The sequence below is a fragment of the Streptomyces sp. CA-181903 genome, from assembly GCF_050937075.1.
Lineage (GTDB): Bacteria > Actinomycetota > Actinomycetes > Streptomycetales > Streptomycetaceae > Streptomyces.
Genome location: NZ_JBNJLY010000001.1, coordinates 4,019,731 through 4,034,162, shown reverse-complemented (window position 1 = coordinate 4,034,162; position 14,432 = coordinate 4,019,731). Strand labels below are relative to the sequence as shown.

General features: G+C 74.7%; 12 protein-coding genes. 7 read left to right on the top strand and 5 right to left on the bottom strand.

From position 1 onward, the window contains the following. The first annotated feature begins 41 nt into the window (after positions 1-41). The 4 genes from ACQEVS_RS18055 to ACQEVS_RS18040 all read left to right on the top strand — a co-directional run bounded on the left by ACQEVS_RS18055 (position 42) and on the right by ACQEVS_RS18040 (position 4,276). Positions 42-1,781, top strand: a complete 1,740-nt coding sequence (locus tag ACQEVS_RS18055) for a thiamine pyrophosphate-binding protein (protein WP_433021622.1) — start codon at positions 42-44, stop codon at positions 1,779-1,781. Next, the gene (locus ACQEVS_RS18050; RefSeq protein WP_433021620.1) at positions 1,778-2,464 is read left to right on the top strand and encodes an SRPBCC family protein; all 687 of its coding nucleotides are present in this window, start codon (positions 1,778-1,780) and stop codon (positions 2,462-2,464) included. The genes ACQEVS_RS18055 and ACQEVS_RS18050 overlap by 4 nt, the downstream gene beginning before the upstream one ends. Then, positions 2,461-3,600: a 3-oxoacyl-ACP synthase III family protein gene (locus tag ACQEVS_RS18045; RefSeq protein WP_433021618.1), complete on the top strand. Its 1,140-nt coding sequence runs from the start codon at positions 2,461-2,463 to the stop codon at positions 3,598-3,600. The genes ACQEVS_RS18050 and ACQEVS_RS18045 overlap by 4 nt, the downstream gene beginning before the upstream one ends. A 172-nt stretch (positions 3,601-3,772) precedes the next feature. Next, the gene (locus ACQEVS_RS18040) at positions 3,773-4,276 is read left to right on the top strand and encodes a hypothetical protein (RefSeq protein ID WP_433021616.1); all 504 of its coding nucleotides are present in this window, start codon (positions 3,773-3,775) and stop codon (positions 4,274-4,276) included. A 388-nt stretch (positions 4,277-4,664) separates the two neighbouring features. Here ACQEVS_RS18040 and ACQEVS_RS18035 read toward each other — a convergent pair whose 3' ends face one another. The 5 genes from ACQEVS_RS18035 to ACQEVS_RS18015 all read right to left on the bottom strand — a co-directional run bounded on the left by ACQEVS_RS18035 (position 4,665) and on the right by ACQEVS_RS18015 (position 12,310). Beyond that, the gene (locus ACQEVS_RS18035; protein ID WP_433027662.1) at positions 4,665-4,817 is read right to left on the bottom strand and encodes a helix-turn-helix domain-containing protein; all 153 of its coding nucleotides are present in this window, start codon (positions 4,815-4,817) and stop codon (positions 4,665-4,667) included. Between the two features lie 2,570 nt (positions 4,818-7,387). After that, on the bottom strand, positions 7,388-8,161 hold the full coding sequence (locus tag ACQEVS_RS18030) for a thioesterase II family protein (RefSeq protein ID WP_433021614.1): 774 nt from the start codon (positions 8,159-8,161) through the stop codon (positions 7,388-7,390). Between the two features lie 26 nt (positions 8,162-8,187). Beyond that, complete coding sequence (locus ACQEVS_RS18025; RefSeq protein ID WP_433021612.1) at positions 8,188-8,607, bottom strand: ester cyclase; 420 nt, start codon at positions 8,605-8,607, stop codon at positions 8,188-8,190. A 532-nt stretch (positions 8,608-9,139) separates the two neighbouring features. Next, a complete protein-coding gene (locus ACQEVS_RS18020) occupies positions 9,140-11,221 on the bottom strand; it encodes a M6 family metalloprotease domain-containing protein (RefSeq protein WP_433021610.1) in 2,082 nt (693 codons plus the stop codon). Between the two features lie 342 nt (positions 11,222-11,563). After that, on the bottom strand, positions 11,564-12,310 hold the full coding sequence (locus tag ACQEVS_RS18015; RefSeq protein ID WP_433021608.1) for a MerR family transcriptional regulator: 747 nt from the start codon (positions 12,308-12,310) through the stop codon (positions 11,564-11,566). Positions 12,311-12,382: 72 nt separating this feature from the next. Here ACQEVS_RS18015 and ACQEVS_RS18010 point away from each other — a divergent pair, with 72 nt between their 5' ends. From ACQEVS_RS18010 to ACQEVS_RS18000, 3 genes are all read left to right on the top strand, one after another. After that, complete coding sequence (locus tag ACQEVS_RS18010; protein ID WP_433021606.1) at positions 12,383-12,955, top strand: TetR/AcrR family transcriptional regulator C-terminal domain-containing protein; 573 nt, start codon at positions 12,383-12,385, stop codon at positions 12,953-12,955. Between the two features lie 667 nt (positions 12,956-13,622). Continuing rightward, positions 13,623-14,291: a hypothetical protein gene (locus ACQEVS_RS18005; protein ID WP_433021604.1), complete on the top strand. Its 669-nt coding sequence runs from the start codon at positions 13,623-13,625 to the stop codon at positions 14,289-14,291. Further along, positions 14,275-14,403, top strand: a complete 129-nt coding sequence (locus ACQEVS_RS18000; protein ID WP_433021602.1) for a hypothetical protein — start codon at positions 14,275-14,277, stop codon at positions 14,401-14,403. Before ACQEVS_RS18005 ends, ACQEVS_RS18000 begins: the two co-directional genes overlap by 17 nt. The last annotated feature ends 29 nt before the right edge of the window (positions 14,404-14,432 follow it).

The window sequence follows — 14,432 nt, the reverse complement described above, 5'->3', positions numbered from 1 at the left end:
GCCTGTAATGGGCGGCACCACCGTCGGAGGGGGCCGGCCGCATGAGCAGTTCACCCCGCGTGGTCGATTTCGTCGTGGACTTCCTGCGCCGGCAGGGCGTCCGCCATGTGTTCGGAGTCGGCGGCGCCAACATCGAGGACCTGTACGACGCGCTGCACCAGGCGCAGGACGGTCCGCTGGGCGTGGTGGCCAAGCACGAGTTCTCCGCCGCCGCCATGGCCGACGGCTACCACCGCACGTCGCGGCGCGTCCCGGTGATCGCGTCCACCTCGGGCGCCGGCGCGATGAACCTGGTGCCCGGCATCGCCGAGCTCAGGGCGTCCTGCGTGCCGGCCGTCGCGCTCGTCGGCCAGCCGCCGGCGGCCCTGGACGGCCACGGTTCCTTCCAGGAGACCAGCGGCCTGGCCGGTTCGATCGACGCCGTGCGGCTGTTCGGCGAACTCGGCGTGCACTGCGTCCGCGTGGACGAGCCGGAGGCGATCACCGACGTCCTGCCGCGGGCCTTCGCGGCGGCGACGGACCCGGCCGCGCCCGGACCGGCGGTGCTGCTGCTCCCCAAGGACGTCCAGCAGGCCGTGCTCCCCGCCTGGGCGCCGCCCCGGCCGGTGACCCCGGCCGTGCCCGCCCTGTCGGCGGCGGCCGAACGCACCCGGGCCGCCGAGCTGCTGCGGGAGGCGGTCCGGCACCCCGGCGGCGTCGCGGTGATCGCCGGCGAGGCGGTGGCACGCGCCGACGCCCGCCCCGGACTCGCGCGCCTCGCCGCCGCCTTGCCGGCCCGCGTCGCCGTGGTGCCGGACGCCAAGGACGTCTTCGACCCCCGCGACCCGCGCTATCTGGGCATCGCCGGCGCCATCGGCACGGACGCGACGCAGTGGGCGCTGGAACGGGCGGCCGCCGTCCTGCTCGTCGGCACCCGGCTGCCGCAGATGGCCGGCGCCGGGCTGCGCGACCGCCTCAAGGCCGTACCGGTGGTCTGCGTCGACCCGCGCGTCCCCTTCCTCGACGCGGACGCGCATGGGGAACTCGTCCGCCTCACCGGCCCCCTCGGCGCCGAACTCGACCTGCTGACAAGGGCTGTGACCGCAGGCCCGCCGGCCGCCGTCGGTGCCGCGCGGCCGGTCACCCGTCTCACCCCACCGCTCCCGCCGCTCCCACCGGACACTCCCCTCGACATGCGGACGGCCGCCCTGCTCGTCTCGGCCGTCCTCCCCGAGGGGTCGACCGTGGTGGCCGACGCCGGGAACGCCGGCGCCGTCGCCACCCACCACATCGACGTGCCCCCGGGCGGCCGGTTCGTCGCCGCCCTCGGCATGGGCGGCATGGGCCACAGCTTCGGCGCCGGGATCGGCGCCGCGTTCGCCACCGGCCGCCGCACCTGCGTCGTCGCCGGCGACGGCGCGTTCTTCATGCACGGCATGGAGGTGCACACCGCCGTCGAACACCGGCTGCCCGTCACGTTCGTGGTGTTCAACAACAACGCGCACGGCATGTGCGCCACCCGCGAGCGGCTGTTCTTCTCCGGCGACTACTCCTACAACCTCTTCCGCCCGGCCCGGATCGGTGACGGCGCCGCCGCCCTGTTCCCCGGCCTGCCCGCCGTGACCGTCCGTACGGCCGGCGAACTGACCGCGGCCCTGGGCCGCGCCCATGCCACCACCACGCCCGCGCTGATCTGCGTGGACGTCGACCCCACCGAGATGCCACCGTTCCGGCCCTTCCGGCAGCAGCCGGTTCCCGCCGGCCCCGGACGGCCCGCCCGTGAAGGAGCAGTGCCAGGATGACCACCTCCGTCGACCGGCCCAGCGGTCAGCCCACCCCCGTCCCCGGTTACGTCGCCCCCGCCCCGGTCCCGGACGGCATCAAGGACGTCCCCGGGCTGCTGCGCTGGGAGACGACCCCGCGGGAGGAGGCCATGGCCATCGCCGCGGAGCTGACCAAGGAGAGCTTCACCTACGACGAGGTGTACGGGCGGTTCGTCACCGTCCACCAGTACATCGACGCGCCCCCGCGGGCCGTGTACGACTACCTCACGGACATCCGTCACCTCAACGAAGACACGTACAGCACCCGGGACTTCGCACCGACCGACGTCCCCGGCGTCCACCAGGGCCGGGATGTCCTGCTCGACGACACGACCAAGATCTTCATGCGGATCGACGCCGACCCGGACGCGCTCACCGTCGACATGCGGTGCGCCTGGGACCAGGGCCGGGAGCTGTGGATGAACTACCTCCACCGGATCGTCCCGGCGGAGACCGTCCTGAACAGGCCCGGCTCGGTCGTCATCTGGACCAACTGCCGCCACCCCTACTACGACAAGAACCCCTACCCCGAGCTGGCGTCCTCCCCGGACCGGCCGTGGGTCGGCGACATGTGGCCGCTCTTCTACGCGGGCCACCAGGTGGAGATCGACAACCTGAAGAAGATCCTGGAGCACCGGTTCGGGGGCGGCGGCGCGGCATGAGGGACGTCAGCCTGCTCGAAGTCGCCTCCTACCTGCCCGGGGAGCCGGTCGGCACCGAGTACTTCCTCGCACACCGCGAAGAGGGCGGTGAGGACGGCGGGTTCGGGGCCGAGACCATGTTCAAGGCACCGCGCTTCCGCCACCAGGCGGCCCGCGACGAGACCCCCGCCGACATGATGGAGAGGGCCGCGACCACCCTGGCCGAACGCGTCGGGCGGGACGCCGTGCGCGGCGTCGACGTGGTGCTCACCAACACGCTGCTGCCGGAGGTGCCGTTCACCGGCCCGGGCGCCGAGGTGGCGCACCGGCTCGGCATCCGGGCCGACTGGGTGATCGACGCCCACAACGGCGGCTGCGCCTCCTTCGTCCACCTGCTGCGGCTGGCCCGGGTCCTCGTCGGCACCGGGCAGGCGCGGTCCGCGCTGCTGATCAACGTGCAGAACTGCGCGGGACCGGTGATGACCCAGTCCGAGGTCCGCAAGCTCCCGGAAGCGGTCATTCCGGGGGACGGCTGCGGGGCGGCCCTCGTGGCCGCGTCGTCGGAATCGCCGGTGCTCGGCATCCGGGTCGCCAACCACGGCGAGTACACCCGGGACTGCGGCCTGACCCTGTCCGACGGGCGCAAGTACTGGGAGCCGGGGACCAGCCAGATGCACGTCGGCTTCACTCCCGGCCGGGTCAAGGACATCGTCGAGCGCGGCAACCGGCTGGTGCCCGACGTGGTCTCGGGCCTGTGCGAGGAACTGGGGCTGGGGATCGGCGACCTGGACGTGCTGATCACCAACCAGCCGAACCGGATGTTCCTGGAACAGTGGCGCAGCCGGCTTTCCCTCGACCCCGCCCGGCACCTGGACACCTTCGACCGGTTCGGCAACCTCTTCGGCGCCGCCGTGCCCATCACCCTGGACCACGGCCTCCGCGAGGGCCGCGTCCCCGACGGCAGCCTGCTGATGCTCGCCGGCTTCGCCCACGCGGGGGACTTCGCGGGGGCGGCGGCGGTCCGGTGGCGGGGGCGGGACGGGGGCCGGGGCGGGGGCGCAGCCGAGACCGAGGCCAGGACCATGACCACAGCCGAGGCCGGGACCGGAGCCGCAACCGAGACCGGAGCCGGGGCCGTCGGGGGCGCCCGGACGTAGTCGGCCGGTGCCCCGGACGCAGTCACCGCGACGGCATGGCCGACCCGTGTCCGCCGGCCGTCCCCCAAGCCCCCGGTGGCGTGTCATCCACGTCACCGGGTGATCGACGGGCGGTGGATCCGCCGCCCGGACGCTTCCACACACCATCCGTTCAGTGGAAAGGCAACCGATCATGAGAAAGAAGCTCACCGCCGCCTCCGTCGCCGCCGCGGCCCTGCTCCTGGGCGGCCTCGCCACCGCCGGGCCGGCCGCTGCCGCCGCCGATTCCTCCACCGGCGTCCAGACGGTCACCGCCCGGTACGACTGCGGCCGGTTCGGCGTCACCGACCTGACGATCGAGGGCTCGGCCGACCATGGCGTCGGCTCCATCCGCTTCTCCACCAGCGGCGGCCTGGCCCCGGCGGACATCCCCGCCGACTCGGTCAGCGCCACGCTGCGGCTGCGGAAGGCCGACGGCGGCATCGCCTCCTTCAGCGGCACCGCCAACGCGGCGACCCCGGCCGGGCAGCCGGTCGTCGTCGGCCCGCTCACCGGGCCGGTGGCGGCGGGCGACCGCCTCGACTCCTACATCCCCGCCGCGGGCTCGGGCGACTCGTCGCTCAGCCTGAACGTCCTCGGCACGGCCAACACCTGCACCGCCGTGTCCCTGCAGACCCCGGGTCCGCTCGTCTTCTGAGCCGGGTGTGACGCGGGTTCGGCGCGACGCGCCCGGGACCGGTGTGACGCGCATGGGTTCGGCGCGACGGATGCCGGGTTCGGCGTGACGGACGCAGGGGTCCGGCGTGACGGATATCGGGTCCGGCGCGACGGATATCGGGTCCGGCGTGACGGATATCGGGCGCGGTGTGACGGATATCGGGCCCGGTCCCGCGGATCGGGTGATCCGCGAGGTTCCTTCGGGGGCGCTCTCTGGGCGGATTCCGCCTCGGGGGCGCCCCTCCGGCATATGGGCGGCGGAGAGGCCCAGGTGACCCCAACTTGGTTGCCCCTTACGCCGATCGCCGCCTCGCGCAGTGCCCCTTACGGCGGCGCCCCTTACGTCGACGTCTCCTGCGACAGCGCCCCTACGCCGTACCACCCTGCACAGCCCGCACCACATGCACCCGTGACGCACACCCCAACTTCTGCATCACCACGCGCAGGTGATTGGTAACCGTCCACTCGGAGATCCCCAGCCGCCGCGCGATCTGCCGGTTGGTGAGGCCCTCCGCGACCAGAAGCGCGATCTGGTGCTGCCGTGGGGTGAGGCCGTGCGGCGCGGCCCCCGGCGGGCCGGCCGGGCGGGTTCGGGAGCGGGCGGCGGAGCGAACAGGGCGGCGACGAGGGCGTCGTGCAGGGACACCCCTTCCGCGTCGCGGCGCAGGTCCCGAAGCGGGCGCGCGGTCGAGCCCCCGGCGAGGCTCCGGGCGAGCTCGCCGACCGCGTCATCGTCGTCGGGGACGACGCCGTACCGCCGCCGGACGGCCTCCGCGTGCGCCAGCACCCGGGCGACGGCGTGCCGCCGTTCCTCGTCGCCGCGAGTGCCGCAGGAGGTGACGGCCACGGTCTCCAGCGCCTCGGCCACCTGCGCCGGATCGCCGGTGCCCATCAGCAGCCGCGCCGCCTCGCGGGCGGTCTCGTGCGCCTCCCCGTCGCGCCCGAGCGCCCGGCGGACCCGGGCGAGGGCGGTGAGCAGCGACGCCCGGAGCGACGCGTCGTCCGGTACGTCGTCCAGGGCGCGCAACAGCAGATGTTCGGCGTCCGGGTCGGCGTGCGCGGCCCGCAGCAGGGCCTGGCCGCGCCGGGCCAGCGCGGCGGTGCGGCGGTCGCCGTGGGCGTCGAGCCGGCGCACGGCCGAGTCCAGAACGCCGGCGGCGAGCGCGGATTCGCCGCGCCGGCGCAGAAGTTCGCCCGTGGCCGCCGCGACGCGGGCCCGGGCCCCGGGGAGTCCCGCGGCGGCGGTGTCGGCCCGTTCCAGCACCCGCGCGGCGCGGGCGTACTCACCGCGCTCGACGGCCCACCGCCCAACCGCGACGAGCGCCCCGGCCACGACCTCGCCACCCGTGGCCCGGGCGGCGGGCCGGCCGGCCGTTGTCGCCGTCCACGCGGCCGCGGCCGCCTCTGCGGCGTCCGCCGCCTCCGGGGCCAGGCGGTGCCGCAGCAGCGGCACCTCCAGGGCCGTCAGCAGGCGCAGCGCGGCGAGGTGGTCGCCGGTGGAGGCGAGGTGGCGGGCCGCTTTGAGGATGTCGGGAAGGCGGGCGGCGACCGCGTGCAGCACCTGGTCCAGGTGCCGGCCCGCGCGCAGGGCCTCCGCCGTGGCCTCGGCGTACGCGGACCAGTGGGCGGCGTGCCCGTCGAGGACCCGGCGCAGCTCCCGGGGGTCCGCGGCCAGCCGGGCGCGGTGGTGGCTGCGGGCCATGTAGGTAAGCCGGAGTTCCGGCTCGCCGTCCGGCCCGGGGGTGCTCAGCAGCAGGCTCTTGTGCAGCAGCCCGTCGATTCCTGCGACGGCGGCGGCGTGGCCGAGCCCGGTGACGCGCCGCACGGCGGCCGGGTCGACGTAGGTGTCGAACACCGACAGGGCCCGCAGCAGCGCCGGATCCCCTTCCGCGAGCGTCCCGGCGGGCCAGGTCAGGGCGGCGGCGACGCTGCGGTGCCGCTCGGGGGTGTCGCGCGCCCGGTGGCATCCGGGGTCGCAGTCGCCGCGTTCCAGGCGTTCGAGGAGGGCGCGCGGCCCCTCCGTACCGACCGCCTCCGCGGCCATTTCGACGGCCAGCGGGATCCCGTCCAGCAGCCGGCAGATCTCCCACACGGCGAGCCGCCCCGGCCCGCTGTCGACGCCGGGCCGGTGGTACGGACTCACCCGCTCCGCGAACAGGGCCTCGGCGGGCGAGCCGGGGCCGGTGGGCAGCGGGCCGACGGGAAGGATCCGCTCCGCGCGGATGTCGAGCGGGACCCGGCTGGTGATGAGGATGCGCAGGCCCGGGCAGGAGCGCAACAGGGCGGCCACGTCGAGGGCGATGTCGGCCACCAGGCGGTCGGCGTTGTCCAGGACGAGCAGCAGACCGGCGTCCGCGATCCGGGCCGCCGCCTCGCGGGCGTCGCGGGCGCCCAGGCGAGTCCAGAGGGCGGTGGCGTCCGGCGCGTCGGCGAGGTCGACCCAGACGGATGGCGGGAGCGGGGACGGGGGCGGCGGTGACATCCCCAGAGGAAACGGCAGCCGCAGCGGCAGCGCGTGGCTCCCGGGGGCTCCGACGTCCAGGGGCCGGTGGTCGTGCCCGGCGCCGCCCTCGCTCCCGGTCGTCACGGCGGCGTGCGCGAGGTGGCTTTTGCCGACTCCGGCGGGACCGGTCAAGGTGAGCAGCCGCGCCTGCGCCGGGCGCGCCAACCAGGTTCGTACGCGCCGCAGTTCGCTCTCCCGCCCGAACAGCTCACCGAAGCCGAGATCGCCGGGGCCGTAAGGAGCGAGCCCTTGCGGGACGGACGGCACGGACGGCGTGGACGGCGCGGACGGGGCCGACGGCGCGGACGAAACCGACGAGACAGACGGGTCCGACGGGACCGACGGCGTGCGAGGTACCGACGGCACAGGCCCTGGAGGCATGCGCTCCAAGGAAGCCGCCCCCTCGCCGGAGCACCCCTGAGAATCGTCCCCCCGCGAACCCTGCCCCGACGGGCACCCCTCACGGCCCCGCCCTCTTCCCCTCCCCGGCCACTTCCCACCCCGCCGGCTTCCCCCGAACCTTCCGTGACCAGCATGCGAGCAGCCTCCTTGCTCCTCACCTCGCCGTTCCCCCTGTCGAGTCCCGCTTCAGGCCGCCGGCACCGGCGGGGCGTACCGCGCGACCACGGCCACCAGTTCGCGCAGCAGCCGTTCCTCGTGCGTGCGGACGAAGAAGTGCCCGCCCGGCAGGACCCGCAGCTCGCTGCCCCGGCCCGCGTGGTCCCGCCACGCGGCCATCGCCGGTACGGGCACCAGACGGTCGTCCGCCCCGGCGAACAGGTGCAGCGGGACGGCCAGCGGCTCGACGTCGGCCGGCTCCGTCCAGCCCGTGCAGAGCCGCAGGTCGTCCCGGACGAGCGGCATGTACGCTGCGCGGAACCGCGGCCTCCGTGCCAGCTCCCAGGGAATGCCGCCGAGTTCGGCCAGGACTCCGGCGAGCGTCTCGTCGTCGGCGTCCGGGTCGAGGATCCGGGTCGGCCGTACGTGCGGCGCGCGGTGCGAACTGAGCACCAGGGCGCGCGGCGGCGCGGCACCGCGCCGCTGCCGGGCCAGCGTCAGGGCGTGAGCGACGAACGCGCCCATGCTGTGCCCGTACAGGACGTGCGGCCGGGACAGCGCCTCGTCGAGCTGTTCGTCCAGCTCGGCGACGAGGTCGTCGAGCCGGGTGAACCGCGGCTCGTGTGCCCGGTCCTCGCGCCCGGGCAGCCGGACGGGCAGCACGCGCACCCCGGCGCCGTGGGCGTCCAGGTGCTCCTGCCACCGTTCGTAGGCCGAGGCGCCGCCGCCGGCGCACGGCAGGCAGAACAGGTCCAGCCCCGCCGCCGGCCGCTCGCCCGCCGCCGGTGTCAGGTACGGCGTCATCACGCGGGCACCCCCCGTCCCACGCTTCAGACCAGCTGCCGCGCGGCCACCACGCGGTCGTAGTACAGCGTCCCGTCGACGAGGAACTCCCCGTCGAACTGGGAGAGTACGGCCACGGGCAGCTCCATCCGCTTGCCGCGGTTGGGGATGTCCTGCCAGTCGGCCGCCTGGGTGCCGTTGATCCGGCTCTCCAGGATGACGACGTCGGCCGTGTGGTGGATGGCCAGTACCTCGTGTTCGAGGTCCGGGAAGGCCGCCAGCATGCCCTCGAAGTGCCGTCGGACCGCGTCGTCGCCGACCAACGGCCGCTCGTCGAACGGCACGACGCGGCAGACGCCGCCGGGCCCCAGCCCGGCGTTCGACATCACCGCCGCGGTGTGTCTGAGGACCAGTTCCTCGCGGTGTTTTCGCAGGTCGGCATCGTTTCGCTGCTGACTGTCCCGCATCTGTGCGCCTCTTCTCCCCGTTACCGGGCGCTCGTTCGCACCCGGCCAAGTCCGTCGAGGACCACGGCCGGCCGCCCGCCCCACGAAGTTCCGTCGTGGAGGCGAGGGCCGTCTCCGCCGTCGCTTTCCGGACACTGACCACGCAACGTTCCGACCTGCTCGGCCGGCCTTGCCCGCCGGGGGTCACCCCGCCTTCCCGGTCCGCGTCCGGGAGGGTCACCACCGGCATCAAGCGGAATGCTCTTCATCCGTGTGACGGTCATTACCGCGTGTCGTCTGCGATTCAAAATCATGCACCGGATCCGGGCAACCGTCCGGACAAGGGTGAGGTGAATCTTGACTTGATCGCATCCCCGATAAACGCCCAAACCCCCTGCTCTGCGGACAGGTTGAACGCAACCAGAGCACCACGAGAGCCGTCCGGCCCCTCCCGTCACCACGACGTGCACCGACCAGCGCATCCGTTGCACCGCATCGAGGGGTGGGAGCGGCGGAGACCGGCCACTCCCACCCCCCTACTCCAACGCGCGCGTCACCGACCCGACTTGCGGAGCGAGCACGTGGCCGTCGCCGTCCTGCCGGGGTCGCTCTCCGAGCGGGCCGTGAGGGTGATCTTCCCATTGCGGTCGGCGCCCGTCGTGGCCGCGACGGACACGTCGACCGGGACGGACTTGCCGGCCTCGGCCGTGGCGAGGCGGTTGGGGAGCCAGGCGGACCAGCCGCGGCCGGAGGCGGTGGCCGAGAGCCGGTAGACGTCGGCCGAGCGGTAGCCGTCGTCGCCCTCCGCGGGGCGGCCCGTGTTGGCGAGGTCGAAGGTGCACCGGGCGCGCCCGTCGACCGGCCGGCCCTTCGCCGTGCCACGGCCCAGGGCGGCGCCGCGCGCCTGCGGGCCGGTCCCGTCGAGGGACTTCACACCGACGCTGTAGGAGAGGACGCCGGAGGCGTCACGCCGGATGTCGAGGACGTAGAAGTGCAGGCGGTTGGCCTGGTCCACGTACTCGTAGGAGCTGCCGGAGTCGGCGCCCGCGTGGAAGAGGGCGTCGCTGAGCTGCCGGTAGTCGCCCATGGTGATCTTCTGGACGGTGCCGTCGGGGCGCTTGAAGTCGACCATGCCGATGTCCTCGGGATGGGCGTCGATCACCCAGGCGAAGGGGGCGCGGTCGGCGTTCTTGGTCTTGCTGATCAGCACGCCGTGGTCGGGGGTGAAGGAGTCCATGCCCATGCGGTCGACGACCTCGACGGTGTAGTTGTCGTAGCCGCCGCCGTCGCAGAGCGGGTTCTTGGCGCGGTCGCAGGCCGGAGAGAGGTCGCGGCTCATGCTGACGTTGATGCCGGAGAGGCCCTTGTCACCGGGTGGTGCGGAGCGGGCGGTGACACGGGCGACGATGAGCCCCTGGTTCTTGAGGTCGTCGCGGTCGAGGCGGAGGACGTTCTTGTCGTCCACGATGCCGAGCTTCATCTTGTCCCGCAGGACGTGCTGGGCGCCCATGGAGCCGCCGGCGGTCGCGGGGATCCGCCACCGCGTGTGCGGGCCGCCGGGTCCGTTGAACGATCCGCGCGAGAGCATCCCCCAGATCCCGGTGTAACTGCGGCTCAGGGGCGTCCCGTAGGGGTTGTTGTAGTTGTCCCCGATGCCCAGGATGTGGCTGAGCTCATGGGCGAACGTCGCCATGCCGGAGCTCTCGGCCTGGGTGGACGAGCCGTCCGCCGCGTTCGGCCAGATCCGCGCGGCGGCCTGCCAGGACGTCCAGGGCACGTAGCGGGTCTTCGCCGCGTTGCCGCCGGACGCCAACGGGGACGGCGGTCCCCAGGCGGCCGGCACGTCGGCCGCCGACCGGAACTTCATCTGCCCGAACTCCTGCCAGGCGGACGACTCGTCCACGCCCGCCGTCAGGTAGAAGACGAAGTCGAACTTCTTCACCTGGTCGGCACCCACGTCGGCGACCCAGGCCCGCTTCCCGTCGGCCCTGATGTCCTTCCCACAGGTGTCGCCGCGGGGACAGGCCCCGGGGTTCATCTCCGGCTCGATCCCGTACTGGTACGACTTCCACGGCAGCCGGTACGCCCCGAACGCCGTCAGGTCGACCCCGAAGCGGCCCCCGGAGTCCTCCATCCAGTACTCGTTGATCGTGTGCCCGTGGTTGAGGGTGCCCGGTTTGTTGAGGAAGTCGCGGTAGAAGGCGGGCACCCGGTCGCGGGGGATGCCGGAGGCGGGCGCCTGCGGGTTGCCGAACCGGCCGGCGCCGGCCGGCCTGCTGACCGAGAACTCCTCGTCCGGGTAGTCCAGGAGCACCAGCGCGCCCTTGAACTTGCGCTGCGTGGGCTGGAGGGCGGGGTCGGCCCAGCGGGTCCCGGGGACCGAGCGGTACTCCGCCCAGGTCATGTCGTCGGGGTTGCGCCAGTTCTGCGGATCGATCGGGCGGACCAGGGACTGCCGTCCCCGCGGCCCCGCGTCGGGCGTCGCCAGCGCGGGTCCCGCGGCGACGGCGCCGGCCGTCAGCCCGAGGAGCGCGGCGACGACGCGGACGCGGCCGTACCGTATTCGTCCGCGACCGGCGCGTCCGGCCCGGCGGGGCGGTAAGCCCGGTGAACGTCTGTGACGGTGGAGGAACAAGACTCACCTCTCGTCTGAAGTCGTCCCCTGACGTCAGGAGTTGACCGCCGGAGACGCGGCAAGCTGTTCGATGGGGGTGCCCACCGGGGCCAAGGTAAGGGGGAGGGAGCTGTGGCGCCAGAGTGACGCGGCCCCCGACCGCCGCGCGGCCGGGCAGCGGCTCGGGCCCCGATCGCCCTGCCGCCGGGACCCGGGCCGCCGCCCCGGAAGTACCCACCGGCAGCTGGTGGAGGTGGGGCGGACCGCGGCATGGTCCCTAAGAGGAGGTCCCTACGAGGGGTCGGTTACGAGGGGGGTCGGTTACGAGGGGCCCGATACGAGGACGCCGCTACGAGAAGTCCGCTACGACGAGGCCATGGAGACCCGCACGTACTCGTGCAGCGCGTCCCGGACGAAAGCGGCGCCCTCCACGGACCCGTACGTGGCGGTGAAGTCGGGGTCCGTGACGTACATGTCCCCGAGGCAGCGCACCATCGCGGCGGACCGTTCGCGGTCCCCGTCGGCCAACGGCGTGCCGGGGACCGCGCCGAGCCAGGCGACGTGCCGGGCGGCGAGCGCCTGCGCCCGCTCCGAGAGCGGGGACGCGCCCTCCCGCCAGGCCGCGGCCCAGGCGTCGACGAGCTCGTCGGTGTCCCGCTTCCAGTCGAGCTGCTGCCGCATGGTCTTCTTGTGCCACCAGTCGTTGCTGAGCCGGAAGGCGCGCTCGCCCCAGCGGGCGGTCACCTCGTCCTCGTAGCTGTCGTTGAACCCCTCCAGCATCATGTCCATCGTCGGGTCCTGCCCCGAGCGGCGGGCGTCGAGGGTGCGCCGGACGGCCCTGATCCGCCGGTCGAGGCGCTCGCGTTCGGCCTCCAGCAACCGGATCTGCTCCCGCAGCGCCGTCTCCTCGTCGGCGTCCCGGTCCAGCACCTCCGCGATGACCGGCAGGCTCAGCCCGAGGTCCCGCAGGAGCAGGATGCGCTGCAGCCTGGCCACGGCGTCGACGTCGTAGTAGCGGTAGCCGTTGGCTCCGACGCGGGACGGCGGGAGGAGGCCGATGTCGTCGTAGTGGCGCAGCGTGCGGCTGGTGATGCCGGCACGGCGCGCCACCTGCTGGATGGTCCACTCCCCGTGACCCGCCACTTCCGCCCCCGTCGCCCGCGCCGCCTTCCCTCTTCCCTCATGCTCCCGCGTGCCCACACCGACCGCTCCCCAGCCCCCACCCCGGTGGTCTCGCCCCGGCCCTCCCTCGGAGAGGCCCCGCAGCCGTACCCCGCGCGGCCTTCGGAGCGGCCTGCCGGACGCGGACGGCCTCGAAGCCCTGAGCACGCGGAAGCCCGGCGCCCGGCTGAACGCCGGGCCACCTCGACGTACACGCACGTCTCCACCAAGGACGAGCTGATCGAGCCGGTCGTGGACGAGGTGTACGGCGGGATCGGGGTGGCCGCCGCGGACGACCCGGCCGGCCGGCGCGAGGCCGCCGGCCACTGCGCGCACGACCTGCGGACGACGATCCTCCGCCACCCCTGGCCGGCCCCCGCGCCGGGCGGACTCGGACTCACCCGGCTCGGCCCCGACGCCATGCGGCTCTCCGCGGGACTCCTGGCCCTGTTCGAGGCGGCGGGCCTCCCGGCGGACGAAGCGGACCTCGCCGTGTCCACGCTCCGCGTCTGCGTCATCGGCATCAGCATCAGCATCAGCGAGGCGGCGTGGCCGACGACGGTGGCCCGGAGCGGCCGGACCGGACGCGGGTGAGTCCGGGGGGCTGTGGCCCGGGAACTGCGGCCCGCGGCCGAGGAGGCGGCCGGTGGGCATCCGCAATTGCGGGCCCAGTACGCCTCGTTGCGCGTCCGCGACCCGCACGGGACGGGACGTTCACCTACGGGCTCCGGTGCATCCTCGACGGCCTGGCGACGCGCATCACGGACGGGCCGGCCGCCGGCGCCTGAGCCGGGGTGTGAGCCGAGGCGTGAGCCGGGGAGGCCGTCCCTTCCGGGGAATACCGGAGAGCACGTCGGGAGCCTCGGGTTTGCCGGCCCCGGCGTGCCAAACGTCGCCGCGCGAATCCCGGGGTTTTTCCATCCCATCGGTGGAATGTGAGCCCGAACTTCCCCATAGAGCCGCGTCCTTGGTCACGCTGTACGGGTGCGGGGATGGCTGAGAGCGGGACGGCTGACGGCGCTGGCGGCGTTCGCGGTCTTCGGGCTGGCGGGCGAGGCCGCCGCCGACGACCTGGAGGCGGACGCGACGGCCGGCAACAGTTCGCTGCACGCGGTCGTCCACCACGTGCCGAGGCTGCTGCCGCCGCATCCGCCGTCGCATGTGCGCGTTCGCGCGCTGGGCGGCGCGGTGCGCGCGAACGTGGACGACGACGGGGTGCGCTGCCTGGCCGTCGGGGCGGGGGTGCTCCGGGTGACCGCCCATGTGCGGCTGGGCTGCCAGGCCCAGCCTCCCCGGCGGCGCCCGCCCCCGCGGCGCCCGCCCCCGCAGCGCCCGCGGCACCGGCTCCCGCCGCGCCGGCGGCTCCTCCGGCCGCCGCCGCACCGGCAGCTCCCCCTGCGGCCGCGCCGGCACCGGCGGCACCAGCAGCCCCACCGGCCGCGGCCCCGGCCGCCCCTCCGGCCGCCGCCCCTCCGGCCGCCGCCGCTCCGGCCGCTCCCGCCCCCGCAGCACCCGCCCCGGCAGCCCCCGCTCCAGCGGCCCCGGCACCGGCAGCACCCGCCCCGGCCGCGCCGGCGGCTCCCGCCGCACCGGCCCCAGCGGCTCCGGCAGCACCGGCCGCACCTCCGGCCGCCGCGGCTCCAGCCGCTCCGGCAGCCCCCGCTCCGGCAGCCCCCGCGCCCGCGGCACCCGCGCCCGCGCCGCCGGCCCGCCCGGCGACCCCGGTCACCGCGAACCCGCCCGCCCGTTCCGCCGCTTCGGCCCCCGCCGCCGCGGCACCCGCACCGGCCACGCCGCCCTCTCCGGCCACGCCGCCATCGCCCGCCATCCCGCCCCCGGCGGAGAGCCACATTCCGGCACCGATCCCGCCGGTCCACGTCCCCGTCCCGCCGCATCACATCTACCGGAAGACAGTGGCGTCGAGCGGTAACCCGCTCGTACCGCACACCTCGGTGGTCACGCTCACCCTGTTGCTCACCACGCCCGCCGTGCTGACCGCCGCCCTGCTGCGGCCCCGCTCCGGCAGCCGCCGCAACCGCTGATCCACCGGGCGCCCACTCGACACCGCCCC

Coding starts and splice junctions, on each gene's coding strand:
- ACQEVS_RS18055 (WP_433021622.1), top strand. CDS start 42: ATGAGCAGTTCACCCCGCGTGGTCGATTTCGTCGTGGACTTCCTGCGC.
- ACQEVS_RS18050 (WP_433021620.1), top strand. CDS start 1,778: ATGACCACCTCCGTCGACCGGCCCAGCGGTCAGCCCACCCCCGTCCCC.
- ACQEVS_RS18045 (WP_433021618.1), top strand. CDS start 2,461: ATGAGGGACGTCAGCCTGCTCGAAGTCGCCTCCTACCTGCCCGGGGAG.
- ACQEVS_RS18040 (WP_433021616.1), top strand. CDS start 3,773: ATGAGAAAGAAGCTCACCGCCGCCTCCGTCGCCGCCGCGGCCCTGCTC.
- ACQEVS_RS18030 (WP_433021614.1), bottom strand. CDS start 8,161: ATGACGCCGTACCTGACACCGGCGGCGGGCGAGCGGCCGGCGGCGGGG.
- ACQEVS_RS18025 (WP_433021612.1), bottom strand. CDS start 8,607: ATGCGGGACAGTCAGCAGCGAAACGATGCCGACCTGCGAAAACACCGC.
- ACQEVS_RS18010 (WP_433021606.1), top strand. CDS start 12,383: ATGCTCCCGCGTGCCCACACCGACCGCTCCCCAGCCCCCACCCCGGTG.
- ACQEVS_RS18005 (WP_433021604.1), top strand. CDS start 13,623: ATGTGCGGCTGGGCTGCCAGGCCCAGCCTCCCCGGCGGCGCCCGCCCC.